This is a genomic window from Pseudomonas sp. rhizo66, assembly GCF_031931925.1.
In the GTDB taxonomy this organism is placed as follows: domain Bacteria; phylum Pseudomonadota; class Gammaproteobacteria; order Pseudomonadales; family Pseudomonadaceae; genus Aquipseudomonas.
This window is the reverse complement of sequence record NZ_JAUJWZ010000007.1, coordinates 1-16,922: the sequence shown is the minus strand read 5'-3', so window position 1 is coordinate 16,922 and position 16,922 is coordinate 1. Positions and strand designations below refer to the sequence as shown.

14 protein-coding genes are annotated in these 16,922 nt (G+C 60.2%); 8 read left to right on the top strand and 6 right to left on the bottom strand.

Going from position 1 to position 16,922, the window contains the following annotated elements; translation table 11 throughout:
- Positions 1-6 precede the first annotated feature (6 nt).
- From QZR14_RS10235 to QZR14_RS10220, 4 genes are all read left to right on the top strand, one after another.
- Positions 7-1,734, top strand: a complete 1,728-nt coding sequence (locus tag QZR14_RS10235; RefSeq protein ID WP_311996483.1) for a J domain-containing protein — start codon at positions 7-9, stop codon at positions 1,732-1,734.
- Positions 1,735-1,832: 98 nt separating this feature from the next.
- A complete protein-coding gene (gene acpA, locus QZR14_RS10230; RefSeq protein WP_311996482.1) occupies positions 1,833-3,527 on the top strand; it encodes an acid phosphatase in 1,695 nt (564 codons plus the stop codon).
- Positions 3,528-3,646: 119 nt separating this feature from the next.
- Positions 3,647-4,819 carry a hypothetical protein gene (locus tag QZR14_RS10225; protein ID WP_311996481.1) on the top strand — a complete coding sequence of 391 codons (1,173 nt, stop codon included), beginning with the start codon at positions 3,647-3,649 and terminating at the stop codon, positions 4,817-4,819.
- Between the two features lie 180 nt (positions 4,820-4,999).
- On the top strand, positions 5,000-5,524 hold the full coding sequence (locus QZR14_RS10220; RefSeq protein ID WP_311996480.1) for an SET domain-containing protein-lysine N-methyltransferase: 525 nt from the start codon (positions 5,000-5,002) through the stop codon (positions 5,522-5,524).
- Positions 5,525-5,533: 9 nt separating this feature from the next.
- On the opposite strand, the gene can is transcribed toward QZR14_RS10220, so the two are convergent.
- Positions 5,534-6,178, bottom strand: a complete 645-nt coding sequence (gene can, locus QZR14_RS10215) for a carbonate dehydratase (protein ID WP_003228196.1) — start codon at positions 6,176-6,178, stop codon at positions 5,534-5,536.
- A 141-nt stretch (positions 6,179-6,319) separates the two neighbouring features.
- Between can and QZR14_RS10210 the strand changes: the two genes are divergently transcribed.
- Positions 6,320-6,724: a serine kinase/phosphatase gene (locus tag QZR14_RS10210; RefSeq protein ID WP_123589259.1), complete on the top strand. Its 405-nt coding sequence runs from the start codon at positions 6,320-6,322 to the stop codon at positions 6,722-6,724.
- A 114-nt stretch (positions 6,725-6,838) separates the two neighbouring features.
- On the opposite strand, the gene rimI is transcribed toward QZR14_RS10210, so the two are convergent.
- On the bottom strand, positions 6,839-7,291 hold the full coding sequence (gene rimI, locus QZR14_RS10205; RefSeq protein WP_007978046.1) for a ribosomal protein S18-alanine N-acetyltransferase: 453 nt from the start codon (positions 7,289-7,291) through the stop codon (positions 6,839-6,841).
- A complete protein-coding gene (locus QZR14_RS10200; RefSeq protein WP_250606386.1) occupies positions 7,284-8,033 on the bottom strand; it encodes an energy transducer TonB in 750 nt (249 codons plus the stop codon). Before QZR14_RS10200 ends, rimI begins: the two co-directional genes overlap by 8 nt.
- A gap of 218 nt (positions 8,034-8,251) precedes the next feature.
- Between QZR14_RS10200 and mksB the strand changes: the two genes are divergently transcribed.
- Genes mksB through mksF form a run of 3 tightly spaced genes read left to right on the top strand, consistent with a single transcriptional unit; the run spans position 8,252 to position 13,057 of the window.
- Positions 8,252-9,529: an Mks condensin complex protein MksB gene (gene mksB, locus QZR14_RS10195; RefSeq protein WP_250606162.1), complete on the top strand. Its 1,278-nt coding sequence runs from the start codon at positions 8,252-8,254 to the stop codon at positions 9,527-9,529.
- Positions 9,519-10,220 (top strand): Mks condensin complex protein MksE, encoded by a 702-nt coding sequence (gene mksE, locus QZR14_RS10190; RefSeq protein WP_166221109.1) that lies wholly within the window; start codon positions 9,519-9,521, stop codon positions 10,218-10,220. Before mksB ends, mksE begins: the two co-directional genes overlap by 11 nt.
- The gene (mksF, locus tag QZR14_RS10185) at positions 10,217-13,057 is read left to right on the top strand and encodes an Mks condensin complex protein MksF (RefSeq protein WP_311996479.1); all 2,841 of its coding nucleotides are present in this window, start codon (positions 10,217-10,219) and stop codon (positions 13,055-13,057) included. The genes mksE and mksF overlap by 4 nt, the downstream gene beginning before the upstream one ends.
- 208 nt (positions 13,058-13,265) lie before the next feature.
- Here the strand turns inward: mksF and QZR14_RS10180 are convergent, their stop codons facing one another.
- The 3 genes from QZR14_RS10180 to QZR14_RS10170 are packed head-to-tail and all read right to left on the bottom strand — an operon-like array spanning position 13,266 to position 16,831.
- Positions 13,266-15,569 (bottom strand): PqiB family protein, encoded by a 2,304-nt coding sequence (locus QZR14_RS10180; protein WP_311996478.1) that lies wholly within the window; start codon positions 15,567-15,569, stop codon positions 13,266-13,268.
- Positions 15,562-16,185, bottom strand: a complete 624-nt coding sequence (locus QZR14_RS10175; protein WP_103520098.1) for a paraquat-inducible protein A — start codon at positions 16,183-16,185, stop codon at positions 15,562-15,564. Before QZR14_RS10175 ends, QZR14_RS10180 begins: the two co-directional genes overlap by 8 nt.
- Positions 16,172-16,831, bottom strand: coding sequence for a paraquat-inducible protein A (locus tag QZR14_RS10170; protein WP_250606160.1), 660 nt, complete (start codon positions 16,829-16,831; stop codon positions 16,172-16,174). The genes QZR14_RS10175 and QZR14_RS10170 overlap by 14 nt, the downstream gene beginning before the upstream one ends.
- Between the last annotated feature and the right edge of the window lie 91 nt (positions 16,832-16,922).

The following is a 16,922-nucleotide window of genomic DNA, read 5'->3' as shown; positions in this document are numbered from 1 at the left end:
CTGGCCATGGATTGCTGGTCGGTGCTGCACCTGCACGATGACGCCGACGCCCGCGACATCAAGCGCGCCTATGCGCGCCTGCTGAAAACCTTCCGCCCCGATGAGGATGCCGAAGGTTTCCAGCGCTTGCGCGAAGCCTACGAACAAGCGCTGGCGATTGCCCGGTGGCGCCTTGAAAACGCTGAGCCTGCGGACGAAGAAGACGTCGCCGTGGCCACGGCCTCCAGCACTTTTGCCGCACTGGCGTTCGATGCTGCGCTGGCAAACAAACACAGCCACCCGCAAAACCCTTCGTGGGATGTTGCCGCCCCTGAGTTTCTGCCCGTCAGCCCGGCCGCCCCGGAGCCGTTCGTGCCGCCCGAAAGGGCCGAGGTTCGACGTGTCGAGCCCATGGCCGCGGACACTCATGTAGATGCGCACGCGGTTGAAACGCAAGCCGCGCAGCAACTGCTCGAAGGCCTGTCACCAGACAACCTCGACGAGCGTTGGAATCAGGCGCAACAGCAAGGCTGCGCCAGGGCGTTCGAAAGGCTGTTGCTGCAACGGTGTTTTGACCAGCCACATCTGCGCAGCCCGCTGCTGCACTGGGCCGTCGAAAACCTTGGATGGCTGGGGCCGTGGCAAGACGTGCCGATGAATGATCGTCAGCGTGACGGACTTACCGAGAGCCTGATGTCCGACTATCGAAACGCCTTGCAGGCACTGCTGGAAAGCCACAGCGAGCGCGAATTCCTCAATTTGCTCAAGCGCTACAGTGCTCAGCCATGGCTGCAGGTATTCGATCGCCGTGAACAGTGGCAACAAAACCTGCTGCACTTGCTCAATGACACTGAGTGGAGCGTGCCGCTGTTCGACCGCATCGGCCAGTTGTTCGGCTGGGATCACAACAAAGGCCTGCACCCGCAGCCGGACTGGCTCTGGGACGCCTTGATCGAACGCTGCGACCAGGAAAGCTTCTACGACAATCTGCGCGCCAAGGCGGAAAGTGACCGCACGTGGGCGGCCGACGTTCAGGCGGCGCATCTGTTGATCAACCCGCTCAAGCCTTTGCAGCAGAAGAAGATCATCGACGGCTTTGGCCAGAATGAATGGCAGGCCTGCCATGACTTGTCGGAAAAACTCACGTGGCGCTTCCCCGAGTTGCTCGCACGTTTGCCCTACGCCGATGTTTTTTACTGGCGGCGTTTTTTTCCACGGCCCATCGCTGCCGAAACCTGGGTACGTGTGTGGGCGGCCATTGCCCTGGCGCTGTTCCTGCAACATCTGCCCTCGCAAGAAAAAACAGCCATGCACCTCATCTTCATTCCAATGATATTTGCCTGTGTGCCGGTCTGGTTTTTCCGCTTTGCCCTGAGTTGGTGGGTGGTGCTCACGTCCTATGTCATCGTGCCGGATCTGTGGCTCACCGAATGGCTGATTCCACGCAAATGGAACCCTGACACGCGCTGGCTGGTGATACGCCACGGAGTACCGCAAGGGGTGATGGTGCTGCTGTTTTCGCTGCTGCTCGGGCCGCTGGGGGCGCTCACTTATGTCGGCACGCTCCTGATCGGGCTGGTGCACGAACGCCGTATCGGCTCGCTCGATCCGGAACTGAGCCAGCGCCGTCCTTGGCTGACGGCGCTGCACTGGGCGCACTTCAGTCCGCTGCAATTGTTCTTTCTGCTGGTCATGACCGCCATGACAGCGGCCGGCAGGCTCGGCTTTTCGCTCACCCAGTTCATGCCCGGCTAGGAGCGCAACGACAAAACGCTCTGTCACCCAACCGTCACATTGCCTTGCTAGCGTCCGCCCGAAACATACTGAAACAATTAAGCAAAACGGGCTGAACGATGAAAGACGACACAGACGGCACTGACGCAGCTGAATCCAATCAACCTACCGACACCAGTCGCCGCCGCTTCCTCGGCGGCGTCGCGGTGCTCGGTGTCGGTGCCACACTGGCCGGGTGTGGCACCGCCGGTGATCAACCGGGCAAACCGGCCGAGCGCCCTCTGACGCCCGCCGAGCTGGACAAGGCCCTGCGCGATCAAGTGAAAACCGTGGTGGTGATCTACGCCGAGAACCGCAGTTTCAATAACCTGTTCGGTGATTTCCCCGGTGTCGAACAGCCGCTGGCCGCGCTCAAGCCCGCCGACTATCAACAACGCGATCGCGACGGCTCGCTGCTGCAAACCCTGCCGCCTGTCTGGGGCGGCGTCCTGCAGATCGGCCCGCAAACCCTCGATGGCGTGACCTACCCCAGCGCCACGCAATTTCAGGAAAACCTGCCCAACGCACCGTTCGCCCTCAAAGGCCCGAATGGCGAGGACTTGCCGTTCGGTCTGGTCACCCGCGACTTGTGGCACGTGTTCTATCAGAACCAGATGCAGATCAATGGCGGCAAGAACGATGGCTTCGTCGCCTGGGCCGACTCCGGCGGCTTGACCATGGGCCACTACGCGCAGAGCCGTTATTCCCTGCGTCTGTGGGACGTCGCTCAGGAGTTTGTGTTGTGCGACAACTTCTTCCAGGGCGCTTTCGGTGGCTCGTTTCTCAACCACCAATACCTGATCAGCGCCACCGCGCCGTTCTATCCTGACGCCGCCAATTCCGTGGCCAAATCGCAGATCGCCGCGCTGCAAAGCGATGATCCGAGCGACCCGCGCCTCAAGCCGCTGGAGCAATCGCCGGCCAGCGCGATGAGTGGCCCGCCACAGTTCGGCCCGAGTGCTTTGACCCCGGACGGCTTCGGCGTCAACACCCTCGCCCCGCCCTACTGGCCGACGTGGATTCGCGACCCTGAGCGCCCGGCTTATTCGAAAGCGGATCTGCCCAACGTGATGGTGCCGCAGACCCACGAACACATCGGCGACAAGTTGTCGAAAAAGCACATTGATTGGGCGTGGTATGCCGGCGCGTGGCAGGCGACGCTGGAGCAATACAAGGATTCCGCCGGCATTCCGAAAATCCCCAACTTTCAATATCACCATCAGCCGTTCAACTACTTCAAGCAGCAAGGCCCGGAGAACCCCGACGAGCGCAATAAACGCCTGCGCGATGCTGGGCTGGGGGATGAGTCGAGCACCAACAAGTTCTTCGCCGATGCCGAGGCGGGCAAGCTGCCGGCGGTGAGTTTCTACAAACCCCAAGGCAACCTGAACATGCACGCCGGTTACGCCGATGTGGCCTCCGGTGACCGGCATATCGTGCGTGCGCTGAAGGTGCTGCGCGAAAGTCGGCAGTGGCAAAACATGGTGGTGATCGTCACGGTCGACGAGAACGGCGGCTGGTGGGATCACGTCGCACCGCCCAAGGGCGACCGTTGGGGGCCCGGTTCACGCGTGCCGGCGCTGGTGGTGTCGCCGTTCGCGCGCAAGGGTACGGTGGATCATACGGTCTACGACACCGCGTCGATCCTGCGTTTGATCACCCGTGTCTTCCAGCTGGAAACCCTCGACGGTCTCAAACAACGCGACGAGGCGATGGTTGCCCGGGGCCAGCAACCCATGGGCGATTTGACCAATGCCCTGCATTTTCCGGCCTGAAAACCAGCCCTGCGAGTTTGCGCAAAAATCTGCCAATGATGGCTTCTCTGTCAAACGCGGCTGATCCACTATGAGGCGCCCCCGACACGCGGGGAACCCACGCTGAAAAGGATCTGAGCATGTTCAAACTCGCAGGACTCACCCTCGCCGCGCTCACACTGAGCGCAGCCGCCCACGCCGATGTCGATCTGAAACTGGGCAGCACCGAACGCGTCACCCGCCTCTTCGCTTACCCCAACAATTGCAGCGTGATCTGCTTCCGCAACTGGACGCTGGAACAGACCGTCGCCCATTACCTCAGCCAGAGCGTGCAACGCGATGGTTATGCCGATGCCAAAGTGCTGGTCAAGACCGACAACGGCCAGCTCTACGCTGAGATCACTGGCGTGCCAAAGGATTACGACAAACCGCTGTCGGCGCTGCTGGACGCCGGAGATCTGGCCTACACCGGTGCGAGCAAACTCAATGCCGATGGCAAATGGGCTTACAGCTGGTACCTGTTTCTGCCGCTGGGCATGGCGTTGGAAAACCGCAAAAGTGTCGAGTTGCTGCACTTCCCGCCGGATTACTCGCTGACCCAGGCGCAGGACTATCTGCGTTCGAACACCACCGATCGCTGGGCGACGCTGCTCACCGACAACGGCATCCCGGCCGCCGAGACACCGGCATTCCAGACCATTATCGACATCGCCCCGATCGCCGCACCGTCCAACGCCGGCAGTGATCTGGAAGGCGTGTATGACTACTTCAAGGACTACCAGACCACCCTGGTCAAACAGTTCAGTCAGACCGCCAGCGGCGCAACGCTGCCGATGGTCGCGTTTGGCGCGCCGGTGCGTAACTGGATCAAGCAGCAATACGGGCCCACCGTGAATGTCCTGGGCCTGGCGACCATCAGCCCGAGCGAAGGCGTGAACGTGCCGGTGCTGGGTTCCAACCACCCGAGTTACATCTGGTACGCCGCTGACCCGAAGAGCTACACCGGCGACGACGCACAGGCCAAGGCTGATGCTGCGGGTCTGAAAGTCATGGGTCAGGATTTGAGCGCGGCCTGCTGGCAAGCGGGCATGGGCAGCAAACCGGGCAGCGATGCGCAGGCCACCCTCAACAGTTGCACGCAGACGTGGCAGGTGACGCAGAAAGTCAAAACCTGCGAATTGTTCTACACCTCGATCCGCAACCTGACCCCGGAGCAGGCCGTCGCCAAGTGCGCGACCACCCCGATCAAGGCCCAACTGAAGCAATTGCAGGCACCGCTGCCTGCCACCGCCGTTCCCGCCCCGCACCTGTAATCGCTTGAAGCGCTCCCGTGTCAGCCAATGCTGACGCGGGAAAGCGTCTAAATCGCCTGTCAGATCTGACAGTAGACCGGCTATACCTAATACGACACGATTGGATCCAAATAGACGTGTTGCAGCAATGACAGGACGTCACCCCAAGGAAGTCGCAAAATCTTTGCGACAAGGACTGTTATGAACATCCATGCCATGACGCAATCGGCGCCACGCGATACTGAAGGTATTTACCCCTTCGCCGGTTTGCCCGTGCGCCTGGGGTTCCCTGCCAGGGCCGATTTCGAAATCATCCACGATGCGCACCGCAGCCCTGTGGCGGTCGCGGCGCGGCGTGAGTTTTTACAAAGTCGCCGGATGTGCCGGGTGTCCGGACAACTACTGCCCTATCGCTGCCGACAGACCCGACAAATGCTGACGGGCATCCATATTTACGATCCGCGCTTTTGCGGCTTGATCGAACACGCCTGCGACCCCAACGTATTCCTCGACATGAGCGAGCTGTGGTTGTGGGCGTTGAAAGATATCCACAGGGGGGAGCGGCTGACCATGGACTACGCCGCCACCGAAGACAAACTGCTGCATCAGTTTGCCTGCGGCTGCGGGGCCAAACGCTGCCGAGGGTGGATCACCGGTTACGACGAACCACCCAGCATCGAGGGCTACCACTTTCTACAGCGCTGGCGGCACTCGGGTTTGCGTTGAAAGCGTTCGTTACAACGCGCCAACCGGACGCAAACGGTATTGCGGCGGCAATTGCTCGAAACCGCTGATGGTGGTGTTCAGGCTTTTCCAGCGGCCATCCTTGATGCCGTAGATGCAGCCGTGGATCGACAGGCTCTGCCCGCGATGCCAGGCGTTCTGGATGATGCTGGTGTGCGCGACGTTGGCCACTTGCTGGACCACGTTGAGTTCGCAGAGACGATCGACCTGCTCTTCTTCGGTCGGCAACTTGGCCAGCTCTTCGCGCTTTTCGTAGTACAGATCGCGGATCGAGCGCAGCCAGCCGTCGATCAGGCCGAACTGGCGATCCTGCATCGACGCGCGCACACCGCCGCAGCCGTAGTGGCCGGTGACGAGAATGTGTTTAACCTTGAGCACATCGACCGCGTACTGGATCACCGACAGGCAATTGAGGTCGGTGTGCAGCACCACGTTGGCGACGTTGCGGTGCACGAACAGATCGCCCGGCAGCATGCCGACGATCTCGTTGGCCGGCACGCGTGCGTCGGAACAGCCGATCCACAGATATTCCGGCGTTTGCTGGCGCGCCAGTTTGGCGAAGAAATCCGGGTCTTCCTTGGTGATCGCGTCAGCCCAACGCTCGTTGTTATCAATCAGGTCTTGTAAGTCGTGCATGCTGTAAGGCCTCAAGAAAGATGCGCTGCTTTGACAGACGACCGCCGGTCGGGGTCACGCCAGAATCGCAAGTGATTTCGTGGGAATTCTCGTGTGCCCGATGAGTCCACCTTAGTAAGGCCCACAGTATGAGGATTTGCCATGACTGATTCACGACGCCCTTTTGACGCGGTGCAACCGGAACCGATCGATGATAACGAAGACCGCATGGGTTCGGTGCATGAGCTGGATTTCGACGAAGACGAACCCAGCGCGAAAATCGGTGATGAAATCCCGGAACGTGAACGCGAGCAGTTGATGCCGAACGAGCGGGTGCGCGAGGCCGGGTTTACCGGCGCATCGACCGCCGACCATGAACCCACCGACGATGACCTGAGCCCGGAAACGCTGATTCATGAAGATGGCGCACGGGATGCCGAAGAGGCCGGGGAAGGCAATCAGGCCGATTGGGACCTGAGCATTGTTGATGAAGATGATATTGGCGGTGGCAACGGGCTGGATGAGGCGGAACTGGCGCGGCGCGATCCGCTGGATGGCAATCGCTGATCACTTGAGCTGAAACTCTGTAGGAGCTGCCGAAGGCTGCGATCTTTTGATCTTGTTTCGTAACAGCAGAAGCAAAATCAAAGGATCGCAGCCTTCGGCAGCTCCTGCAGTTAATCAGTCAACCAGGGTGCAAGCCATGACCACGGCATCTTCACGTCCGCCCACCGCCGGATAATAATCCCGACGCCGGCCAATCTCGTTGAAGCCATAGCGCTCGTATAACTTGAACGCCGCCGTATTGCTGTCACGCACTTCCAGAAAGCATTCCCGAGCGTCAGCCTTGTAGGCAATCGACATCAGATGCTCCAGCAACGTCAGCCCCAGGCCACGCCCCTGATTTTCCGGTTTGACGGTAATGTTGAGCAGGTGTGCCTCATCCAGAATGATCTGCACCACCCCGTGCCCCACCTGCTGCTGGCCTTCGAACATCAGCCAGATCTGGTATTTGCCCAGGCCGTCGAGAAAAATCCCCCGGGTCCACGGGTGGCTGTAAGCGGCGTACTCGATTTTCAGCACGGTTTCCAGATCCGCCTCGGTCATCGGGCGGAACGATACAGCGTCACTCATTCGATTCTTTCCAGCGCGCCATCAGCCGACGCATGGCTTGCCACACAGCGGCCTTGCGCTGTGGCTCTTCCATTAACAATTCCAGACCGGGAATGGCCCAGGCCGCGCCCAGACCTTCGATCTGCAATTCACGATTGAATGCTTCGGCGTCCGCTTCACCGGCAAAACGCACCGCCGGCAGACCGATCAGCCACAGGCAGGCGCACGGCGCGGCTTCCATTTGCACGGAAAGGAAACCCTGGACGAAATCGCGCGCCGCCTCCGGGCCTTGATCCATGGTGCCGCGATTGAGCCACGGCCAGCGCACCGGCTCGCCGACAATCTGCGGCGCATCCGGCAGACCGGCGGCGCGCAGCATGTCTTTGAGCAACAGATAGGCCGGATCGCGGCTCTGGAAGGCTTCACCTGTGGGTAACTCGACCAGCAGCAGGCAACGCCCGGCGCGCAACAGTTGCAGGGCGAAACGCGGCGGCGGCACCGGTGCCGGTTTGGCGACGACCGGTGTGTCGTCAACCACTTCCACCGGTTTGGCACCGTTGCGGGTGCTCGCCAGCGACGGCCGCGGGACTTCGATTTTCGGCCGTTCGACCGGACGAGCGGCAACCGTTTGCACCGGCGCTTCGGCCTGCGGCGCGGGCACCACCGGCGCCTCCACCTCAGGCTCGGGCATGTCCAGCAGCTCGGGCCGTGACGGTGCGGCAAAGGGCAATTCGGTGCGCGGCAGCCAGTTGACCACCTGCATGGCGTTCAAATAGGCGCGGCGGCGGGACTCGATAAGCAAGGGTCGGCCACTTGTGGATAACTGAAGTGCGCTGATTCTACCGCCGTTCGCTCAAGATCGCCCGTTGTTGATCGATAGACTTGATCTAAAGAAAGCGACAGTCCGTCCCGAGAGTGAATCGCATCCTTCGTGATGCAGTACAATCGCCGCTTTTCATTGCCAACCAGCCGGGCATTCCGATGATCGAACCCAAGCGCGTCTTGCGCGCCCTCGCTGAACACTGGGCACTGCTTGAGCCACTGTGTGAGCACTTCGACCAAGGCACTTTGAGCCTCAACGAACTGCGCTCGCAACTGGCCGCCCAACAACTGGACAGCACGCCGCAGGACATCACCAGCCTGCTCGACGTGTGGATTCGCCTCGATATCCTGATTCCGGTGGCGAAAAGCCCGAACCGTTTCGAGCTGAACGCACAGATCCACGATTTCCTCGCGTACCTGCGGCGTGAACACCGCTTGGGCCTGTGCCTGGAAATCGAAGCTTATCTGCGTCACCTCGAACGTCTGGCCGGTTACATTCAGGACGCTTTCGAAGTCCGCGACGGCCACGACCTCGCCCGCCAGTTGCGTCTGCTCGACATGCGCGTGCGCGACGTGCTGAAGAAGCTCGACAACGACGAACAGGCCCTGGTCGCCGTGGCCGAGCGCGCGAAGACCAGCGATCGGCAGATTCCATTGCGTCAGCGTTACGCCGAAGTACTGGCGACGTGGGACGAATACGTCGAGCCGATGATCGATCTGGTGAACGCCGACGGCGCCTTCGAACAAGGCGTGCGCAAGGTCGAAACCGTGTTGCTGAAGATGCTCAGCGAACAGCAGCGCCTCGGCCATCTGGTCGATGACGACATGCTGTTGCGCACCCACGCGCGCATCCTCGAAATGCAGACCAGCGCCCAGCTGACGTTGCGTCACGCCCGCGAACTGCTGCTGCCGCTGCGTGAAGAAGCGCGCCGGCACAACGCCGTGACCCGTGGCGCGGCGCTGGCTCTGGCCGCCATTCGGCGTAAAGGCATCGATGCCGTGCCGCAAGCGGCGATGCCGCTGTTCACCCGGCCGCAAAGCACCTTCCTCGGCAGCGCCAGTCAGGTCGAAGCCTACGTCTATGCATTGGCGCGTTTCGAGCCGAAACCGGCGCGCTTCCCCAAGGCGCACAAGACCCAGAAAGGCGAAGCCCCGCGCGCGCCACGCACCGTGCGCGAGATGGTCGACCGTTGCGAAGAAGCCCTGCCGATGCCGGATCTGATGACCTGGCTGCTGGAGCAGGAACCGGACGGCGCCACCGACGAATTGCTCTACTGGTTCTCGCGCCTGTCGCGGGAAAAACGCTTCAAGCGTGAGCGTCTGGAACGCCGCGAATACCACACTCACGAGCACCAGGTCAGCCTGCGCTCCTTCGCCCTGCTCTCGGCCAGCGATACCGCCGCCGAGAATTCCGCGAGCACATCCAATGCATCTTGATCTTTCCGAACTGTCGCAACTCGCGCCGATCTTCCGCGAGCTGTTCAAGGGTTACCACGTCAGCCGCCGCGACCCGGAGCTGTACGCGCAACTGTCGAACTTCCAGGATCAGTACCGCACGCTGTTCAAGGCGCTGGGTTTTGAACTGGTCTGCGACACCCGTGGTTTCTACTACTTCGTGCCGGACATGGCCGCTGCGGCGGTGAACAAGACCGCCCAGCGTCTGGCGCTGTTCACCTTCATCCTCGTCGAGCACCTGGCCGATCAGGGCCGCGACCCGATCGCCGTGCTCGATGGCGGCAGCCTCGGCCGCGAAGAGTTGCCATCGCTGCTGGAGAAGTACCGCGACCTGTTCATCCAGGCCGAAGTGCAGACCGTCGAAGAGCTGGAAGAAAAAATCATGCGCCGCATGACCCAGCTCGGTTTTGCCGGTGAAGAAAACGGCGTGTACCGCTTCCTCCCGCCGATGCACCGTTTCCTCGACGTGTGCCTGTCGGTGCAGCAGGACCGTGATCTGGCGGCCAGCGTGCACAGCGTTCTGCCGCTGCCGGCACCGGTGCTGATCGACGAAGCGGCCGAAGCCAAATTCCTCGAAACCGACGACCCGCTCGATCTTTCCGAATTTGAAGAAGAGAGCGAAGAAGACGCACTGGCCCGCGCCATTGCCGAAGAACAGGAGTCCGACGCATGAGCCAGGAACGCTACGGCATCCGCCGCTTTGCCCTTTTGAACACCGCCGGTTACAGCCTCGGTCTGTTCCCGCTGGAAGAACCGCTGTCGGTCTACGGCGCGAACAACCTCGGTAAATCGGCGTCGATCAACGCCTTGCAGTTCCCGATTCTGGCGCGCATGTCGGACATGAGCTTCGGCAAGTACAGCCTCGAACAATCGCGGCGCTTCTACTTCGCCTCCGACACCAGCTACATCCTCGTCGAAGTGAACCTGCCCCACGGCCCGCACGTGATCGGCGTGGTCGGTCGCGGCCCGGGCGGTGGTTTCGGTCACCAGTTCTTTGCCTACGCTGGCAAGCTCGATCTCGCGCATTACCAGAAGAACGACACCTGCCTGCGTCAGAAAGAGCTGTTCAGCAACCTTGAGAAAGAAGGCCTGAAAGCCTACGAACTCAAGCCGGACGAACTGCGTCGCTTGCTGGTCGGCGGTCACACGTCGATCCCGCTGGACCTGACCCTGATCCCGCTGCGCTCCACCAGCGAGCAGAGCCTGAAGACCTTCCGCGCGTTGTTCATCAACCTGCTGCACATGCGCGAAATCACGGCAGCCAAACTCAAGCAGCTGTTCCTCGATGCGTTCGAGCACAGCCTGCGTTCCGGCAGCGTCGATTACATCGCCGCGTGCGAAGAAGCCTTCCGCGACGTACGCCGCATGGAGCAGGACTACAACTCACTGGTCGCTGCCGGCCCGTTGGTTGAGGCCTTGGCCAATGGCGTGAAACAGCGCGACGTGCTGCGCGGCAAACTGCATCGCCTGTCGCCACTGCTCGATTCGCTGCTCGGCACCTGGTCGGACTACGCCAATGCGCGCAAGGAAGAGCTGACCATTCAGGCCGAGCACTACCGTCGCGAGCAGGACGATCTGCAAAATGATCAACGCGGTGGCACTCAGGAACTGATGCGCCTGGAGCGGGAAATTTCCGGCATCCAGCGCTGGCTCGGCGAGTTGTCGGTATTGAAAAACCGCTTCGCGCTGGTCGATGACGTCAAAGTGCTTGAGCAACAACTGCTCGCAGCCAAAGACGCTCACGACGAACTGGCCGGCGCCTTGGCACAATCCCGCCAGTTCAGTGCCGAAGATCTGGAAGAGCGCCTGCGCGACCTGGAAAAACGCCTGAAGTCGGTGAAGCAGCAACTCGATCACGCCGACAACAACAGCTACGCCCGCCTGCGCGAAGAGTTCTCGCAACAGGACGTCGAGCGTTTGATGCGCCTGTTCAATAGCGCGTTGTTCAGCCTGCCGCTGGGCGAACACGGCATCACCCTCGACGAGGAAGGCGAGTGGGTCAAATCGGTTGAGCTGATCCTCGATGGCTTCAAAGGCGAGCGCTTCGAAGTGCCGGGCCTGTCGATCGACATCTCGCACATCGAGCCACCGGCGCTACAGGCCTTGGCCGACCGCGCTGCGCTGCGCGACCAGAAAGAGCGTCTGGAAAAAGAGCTGAAACAGCTCAAGACCCAACAGGCCGTTGCTGCTGACCGCGCCGCGAGCAAAACCCAGACTGAAGCGCTGTACCAGCAGGTGCTGGACGCGCAGAAAGCCCTGGAAGACTTCCGGCGCACCCAGACCCTGAGCGCCGAAGAAGGCGACAAGCTCGAGCAACTGGCGCAGATGGAAGCCGCTCAGGATGAACTCAAGCGCTCCAGCGATGCGTTCACCGAGCGCGTCCAGCAACTGTCCGCCAAGCTACAACTGGTCGGCCGCCAGATCGCGGATATGGAAGCCAAACAGCGCACCCTCGACGACGCGCTGCGCCGTCGTCAGTTGCTGCCGGCGGATCTGCCGTTCGGTACGCCGTTCATGGATCCGGTCGACGATTCCATGGACAACCTGCTGCCGCTGCTCAACGACTATCAGGACAGCTGGCAGGGCCTGCTGCGTGCCGACGGTCAGATTGAAGCGCTGTACGCGCAGGTGCGTCTGAAAGGCGTGGCCAAGTTCGACAGCGAAGACGATATGGAACGCCGCCTGTCGTTGCTGATCAACGCTTACGCGCACCGTACCGATGAAGCGCTGACGCTGGGCAAGGCCCGTCGTGCGGCGGTCACCGACATCGCCCGGACCCTGCGTAACATCCGCAGCGACTACGATAGCCTCGAGCATCAATTGGCGCTGTTCAACCGCGAAATCAACAAGCGTCAGGTCTCCAACCTGCAGAGCTTCCGCATCGTCCTCGCGCCGAACAAGGAAGCGCTCAAGCACATCGACCAGATCATCCACAGCGCCGGTCAGTACGAAGAAGGCGAAACCCTGTCGGTGTTCGACCTGAGCCAGAGCGCCGAGCAGGACAACAAGAACGAAGAGGCCAAGGAATACCTGGCGCGGCTGGTGGCGGCAAACCACAACCAGCTCGGTCTCAAGGACTTGTTTGAGCTGGCGTTCGAGATCACCAAGGTCAACGGCCAACCGGTGATTCACACCGACATCGACGGCGCGGCGTCCAACGGTACGACCATGACCATCAAGGCGCTGACCAACATGTATTTGTTGCTGCACTTGATGGATCGCGATCTGGCCGGTCGCGTACGTCTGCCGTACTACCTCGATGAAGCGGCGGACATCGACGAGAAGAACCAGGCCGCGTTGCTGGAAACCAGTCTGCAACTGGGCTTCGTGCCGATTCTGGCGAGTGTGAAGCCGCAGGTCTGCGCCAGTGTCGCGATCGACCTGGAAGGCGGCAGCGGCCCGGCGGGGATCTACATTGATGAGGCGGACTGGAAGTACATCCGCCGCCATGATGTGGTGAAGGCGACGCTGAACGTTGAAGCGGATGAGCCGGAGCTGGATGCGGTTTGATCGGTATTAACTGACGGCAATAAAAAGGGCCGCGATCTGCTGGGATCGCGGCCCTTTTTTATGGCTTGGGATTTTTGCTGACTTTGCGGGCCTCATCGCTGCTCCCACTGGGTTTTATGTCATACACAAATTTTGTGTGCACCACCGACCACTGTGGGAGCTGGCTTGCCAGCGATGGCGTCCTTTCAGACACCGAATAATCTGGAGGTTATTTACCGAGCGAAATCTTCGGCGCCCACGTCAGCCACTCATCCTCAAACTTGTCGAACAGCGGGAACGTCTGCTCAGCCCGCGCTGGGTTACCCATGCGCTCGCCATCCGGCGTGGCGAAAGCAATCCCACCCTGAATCGCCGTCTCCAGCGACTCGGTTCGCACGGTCAGCCCGTTGAACAAACCGATATCGAACCCTACGCCACTGGTGTTCCAGAAACGGCTGCCGCTGCGCACCAACGGCGCGTACTTCGGCTCGATCAGAATGTGCACCAACACGCGATCAGCGGTCTGCCCCAGTTCATAGCCGGTGACTTTGCCCACGGTGATTTCGCGGTAAGTCACTGGCACACCCGGTTTCAGCGAACCGCGACGGGCCGCGCTCAATACCAGACTCAGCCCCGCTTCTTGCTTGGTCACTTCCGGCGCATTGGCCAGGGCAACAAAGTTCTTCTGCGGGCCGAGGTTCTTCGCTGCCGGTTGCACTTCTATGTATTTTCCGGTCACCAGGGTTTCCAGATTTTCTGTCTTGATCAGGCCCAGCTCCGGTTTGACCACCCAGAACTGACTGCCGATTCGCGCGATCTTCTCCGGTACTTCGGTAATCCGCGCCGTGAGGATGACCGATTGCAGATCATCGGTCAGATCGACACTTTCGATCTTGCCGACATCCAGCCCCTTGAAGCGAACCGGTGTGCCGCTGCGCAGGCCGTCGGCGCGATCGACTTTGATCGTGACCACAGCGCCCTTTTGATTGGCGTCATCATGATTGGCGAACAGACGGAACCGCGGAATGCGTTTCTGCAGCGGTGCCTTGGCTTGCGGTGTTTCGAAAGCGATACCGCCGGCCATCAGGGTTTGCAGGGACTCGCTCTTCACTTGAATCCCGCCGGTCAAACCGCCGGTCAGCGTGACACCACTGACGTTCCAGAAGCGCGTCGAGGCGTTGACCAGGTTTTCGTATTCCTTCTCGATGTGAACGCCGATCACCAATTGCTTGCGGGTCTTGGAGAACTGATAGCTCTGCACCGAACCGACCTTGACCTGTTTGTACAGAATCGGGCTGCCGACATCGATCGAACCGAGCGTGTCGGTGAACAACACCAGGTGCAGGCCCGGCGAACGCAGATCCAGCGGCGGCGCTTTCGGCCGTGCCTCGAACTCGCGTTTCGGCGCTGCGCCCTTGTCACCCGGGCGCACGGCGATGTAGTTACCTTTCACCAACGCTTCCAGGCCGGTGATCCCAGCCAGAGAAATCGACGGTTTGACCACCCAGAACTGGGTGCCGTCGACCAGATAGTCTTCGGCCAGAGGATCAAGCGTCAACTCGGCAGTCGCGCTGTTCAGATCCGGATCGACTTTCAGTGCTTTCAGGTTGCCGACCTGAATGCCTTTGTACATCACCGGCGTGCGGCCAGCCTGCAGGCCTTCGAAGTCGCTGAGTTTGACCTTCACGCGAATCCCGGCAGCGGCCGCATCGAAGTCTTCATAAAGACGAAACGGCAGGCTTGGATCGGTCGGCGGGCTGTCCTTGCGGTTCTCCGGCGTGGCGAAGGCAATACCGCCCGCGACAATGCTGGCCAGCGATTCGCTGCGCACTTTCACGCCGGACAGGTTGGCGTCGATGCTGATGCCGCTGGCATTCCAGAAACGCGTGTGTTTACGCACCAGTTTGGCGTAGGTCGGCTCAATGAAGACTTTGAGTTCAACGGTGCTTTGATCTTCCGACAGCACGTAGCTTTTGATCTGGCCAACCTTGATCTGCTTGTAGAACACCGGGCTGCCACGGTTCAGCGAACCGAGACGATCAGCCTTGATGGTCAGGTGCAGACCGGGTTTGGCGTCCGACAGCGGCGGCTCTTCGGCCAGCGCCTTGAACTTGCGCGTCGGCTCGCCTTCGCCAGGGCTGATAGCGACGTAGTTACCCGAAACCAGAGTTTCCAGACCGGTGATGCCGGCCAGGGTCACGCTCGGTTTGACCAGCCAGAAGCGCGTGCTGGTCTTGAGGTATTGCTCGACGTCTTTATTCATCTCGACGGTGGCGATCACGCCTTTGGAGTTGCCTTCATCGTCGAGCTTGAGCGCCTTGACCTTACCGACCGGCATGCCTTTGTACATGACCTCGGTTTTATTGGCCTGGATGCCTTCGCCACTCTCGAAGCGGACCTGGATCTCGATACCGGTTTCGGAATAGGCACGCCAGCCGAGCCAGCCACCGATGATCAGCGCGATCAGAGGCAGTACCCAAATGGCAGACCAGTTCGAAGCCGGTCGGGTTTTCGCTACGGGCAAATCAGTCATGGTCGTCGTCCGACTCCGTGTTATCCCAAATCAGTCGGGGATCGAAAGTTACTGCGGCGAGCATCGTCAGAATCACCACACTGGCGAAGGCGATGGCGCCAAGATTGGCTTCGACACTGGCAAGCCGGCCGAAGTTGACGACCGCCACGAGAATGGCGATCACAAAAATATCGAGCATCGACCAGCGGCCAATAAACTCGATAAAACGGTACATCCAGATGCGCTGACGGGCGGACAATGGCTGACGTCGTTGCACTGAAAACAGCAGCAACGCGATGCCCACCAGTTTGAAGGTCGGCACCAGAATACTGGCGATAAACACCACGGCGGCAATCGGAATCATGCCGTGCTGCACTAGTTGGATCACGCCGGACATGATGGTGCTCGGATCACCCTGACCCAAAGAACTGACAGTCATGATCGGCAAGACATTGGCCGGGATATAGATAATCGCTGCCGTTATCAGCAGTGCCCAAGTGCGCACGAGGCTATTCGGACGCCGGGCATGAACCAGCGCACCGCAACGGGTGCAGGTTTGCTCATCGGTGTCCGCGTCCTGCTTGTTCAGTTCGTGGCATTCGGTACAGATCAAAATGCCTGCATCAATCGCCCGCATGAGCGTTTTCTCCTGATAACGCCTGCCAGATCTGATGTGGCGACATCACCACTTCCAGCCAGACCTGAACCAACAACAAACCGATAAAACACGCCAAACCGAGGCCTACGGTGATGGCGGCCATGTCCGCCAGTTTGACGATCGCCACCAGTACGCCCATGAGGTAGACCTCAAGCATTCCCCAATCTTTGAGGTGGTGATAAATGCGATAGAGCAGCAAACCGTAACTGCGGCCGATATCGAAGCGGATCGTCAGTAACACGAATAACTGGCACAGCAACTTGAGCAGCGGTATGGCCATGCTACACAGGAAAACTACGATCGAAACGCCCTGCATGTCGGTGTTGAATAGACCTAACACGCCGCTCCACACCGTATCCTGTGACGATTGCCCGAGGATATTGAGTTGCATGATGGGTAAAAAGTTTGCCGGGATGTACAGCAATAATGCTGCGATCACCAAGGCGAGGCTGCGCTGCACCACGTTATGGCGATGGGCGTACAACTCGTAACCGCAGCGCGGGCAGAGGGCTTTTTCGCCATGGGCAAGTTGTGGCTTGCGCATCAGCAGGTCGCACTCATGACAGGCCACCAAGTCTTCCAGCGGTAAATCTGACAGCCCGGGGGCGTCAACCGACTCTGACATAAAGGCTCTGGCTCCGAATAAGGTGGGGCTATTCTAGTGTTCTGATTCGAAAATAACTGTGCAAATTTGTTCGCTGTCGCGAGTAAAAAAC

Bases quoted from the DNA above. Each gene is read 5' to 3' on its own strand.
- QZR14_RS10220 (WP_311996480.1), top strand. From the start codon at position 5,000: ATGAACATCCATGCCATGACGCAATCGGCGCCACGCGATACTGAAGGT.
- QZR14_RS10175 (WP_103520098.1), bottom strand. From the start codon at position 16,185: ATGCGGGCGATTGATGCAGGCATTTTGATCTGTACCGAATGCCACGAA.
- mksF (WP_311996479.1), top strand. From the start codon at position 10,217: ATGAGCCAGGAACGCTACGGCATCCGCCGCTTTGCCCTTTTGAACACC.
- rimI (WP_007978046.1), bottom strand. From the start codon at position 7,291: ATGAGTGACGCTGTATCGTTCCGCCCGATGACCGAGGCGGATCTGGAA.
- QZR14_RS10170 (WP_250606160.1), bottom strand. From the start codon at position 16,831: ATGTCAGAGTCGGTTGACGCCCCCGGGCTGTCAGATTTACCGCTGGAA.
- acpA (WP_311996482.1), top strand. From the start codon at position 1,833: ATGAAAGACGACACAGACGGCACTGACGCAGCTGAATCCAATCAACCT.
- can (WP_003228196.1), bottom strand. From the start codon at position 6,178: ATGCACGACTTACAAGACCTGATTGATAACAACGAGCGTTGGGCTGAC.
- QZR14_RS10235 (WP_311996483.1), top strand. From the start codon at position 7: ATGGATTGCTGGTCGGTGCTGCACCTGCACGATGACGCCGACGCCCGC.
- QZR14_RS10210 (WP_123589259.1), top strand. From the start codon at position 6,320: ATGACTGATTCACGACGCCCTTTTGACGCGGTGCAACCGGAACCGATC.
- mksE (WP_166221109.1), top strand. From the start codon at position 9,519: ATGCATCTTGATCTTTCCGAACTGTCGCAACTCGCGCCGATCTTCCGC.
- QZR14_RS10225 (WP_311996481.1), top strand. From the start codon at position 3,647: ATGTTCAAACTCGCAGGACTCACCCTCGCCGCGCTCACACTGAGCGCA.
- QZR14_RS10200 (WP_250606386.1), bottom strand. From the start codon at position 8,033: ATGCAGGTGGTCAACTGGCTGCCGCGCACCGAATTGCCCTTTGCCGCA.
- mksB (WP_250606162.1), top strand. From the start codon at position 8,252: ATGATCGAACCCAAGCGCGTCTTGCGCGCCCTCGCTGAACACTGGGCA.
- QZR14_RS10180 (WP_311996478.1), bottom strand. From the start codon at position 15,569: ATGACTGATTTGCCCGTAGCGAAAACCCGACCGGCTTCGAACTGGTCT.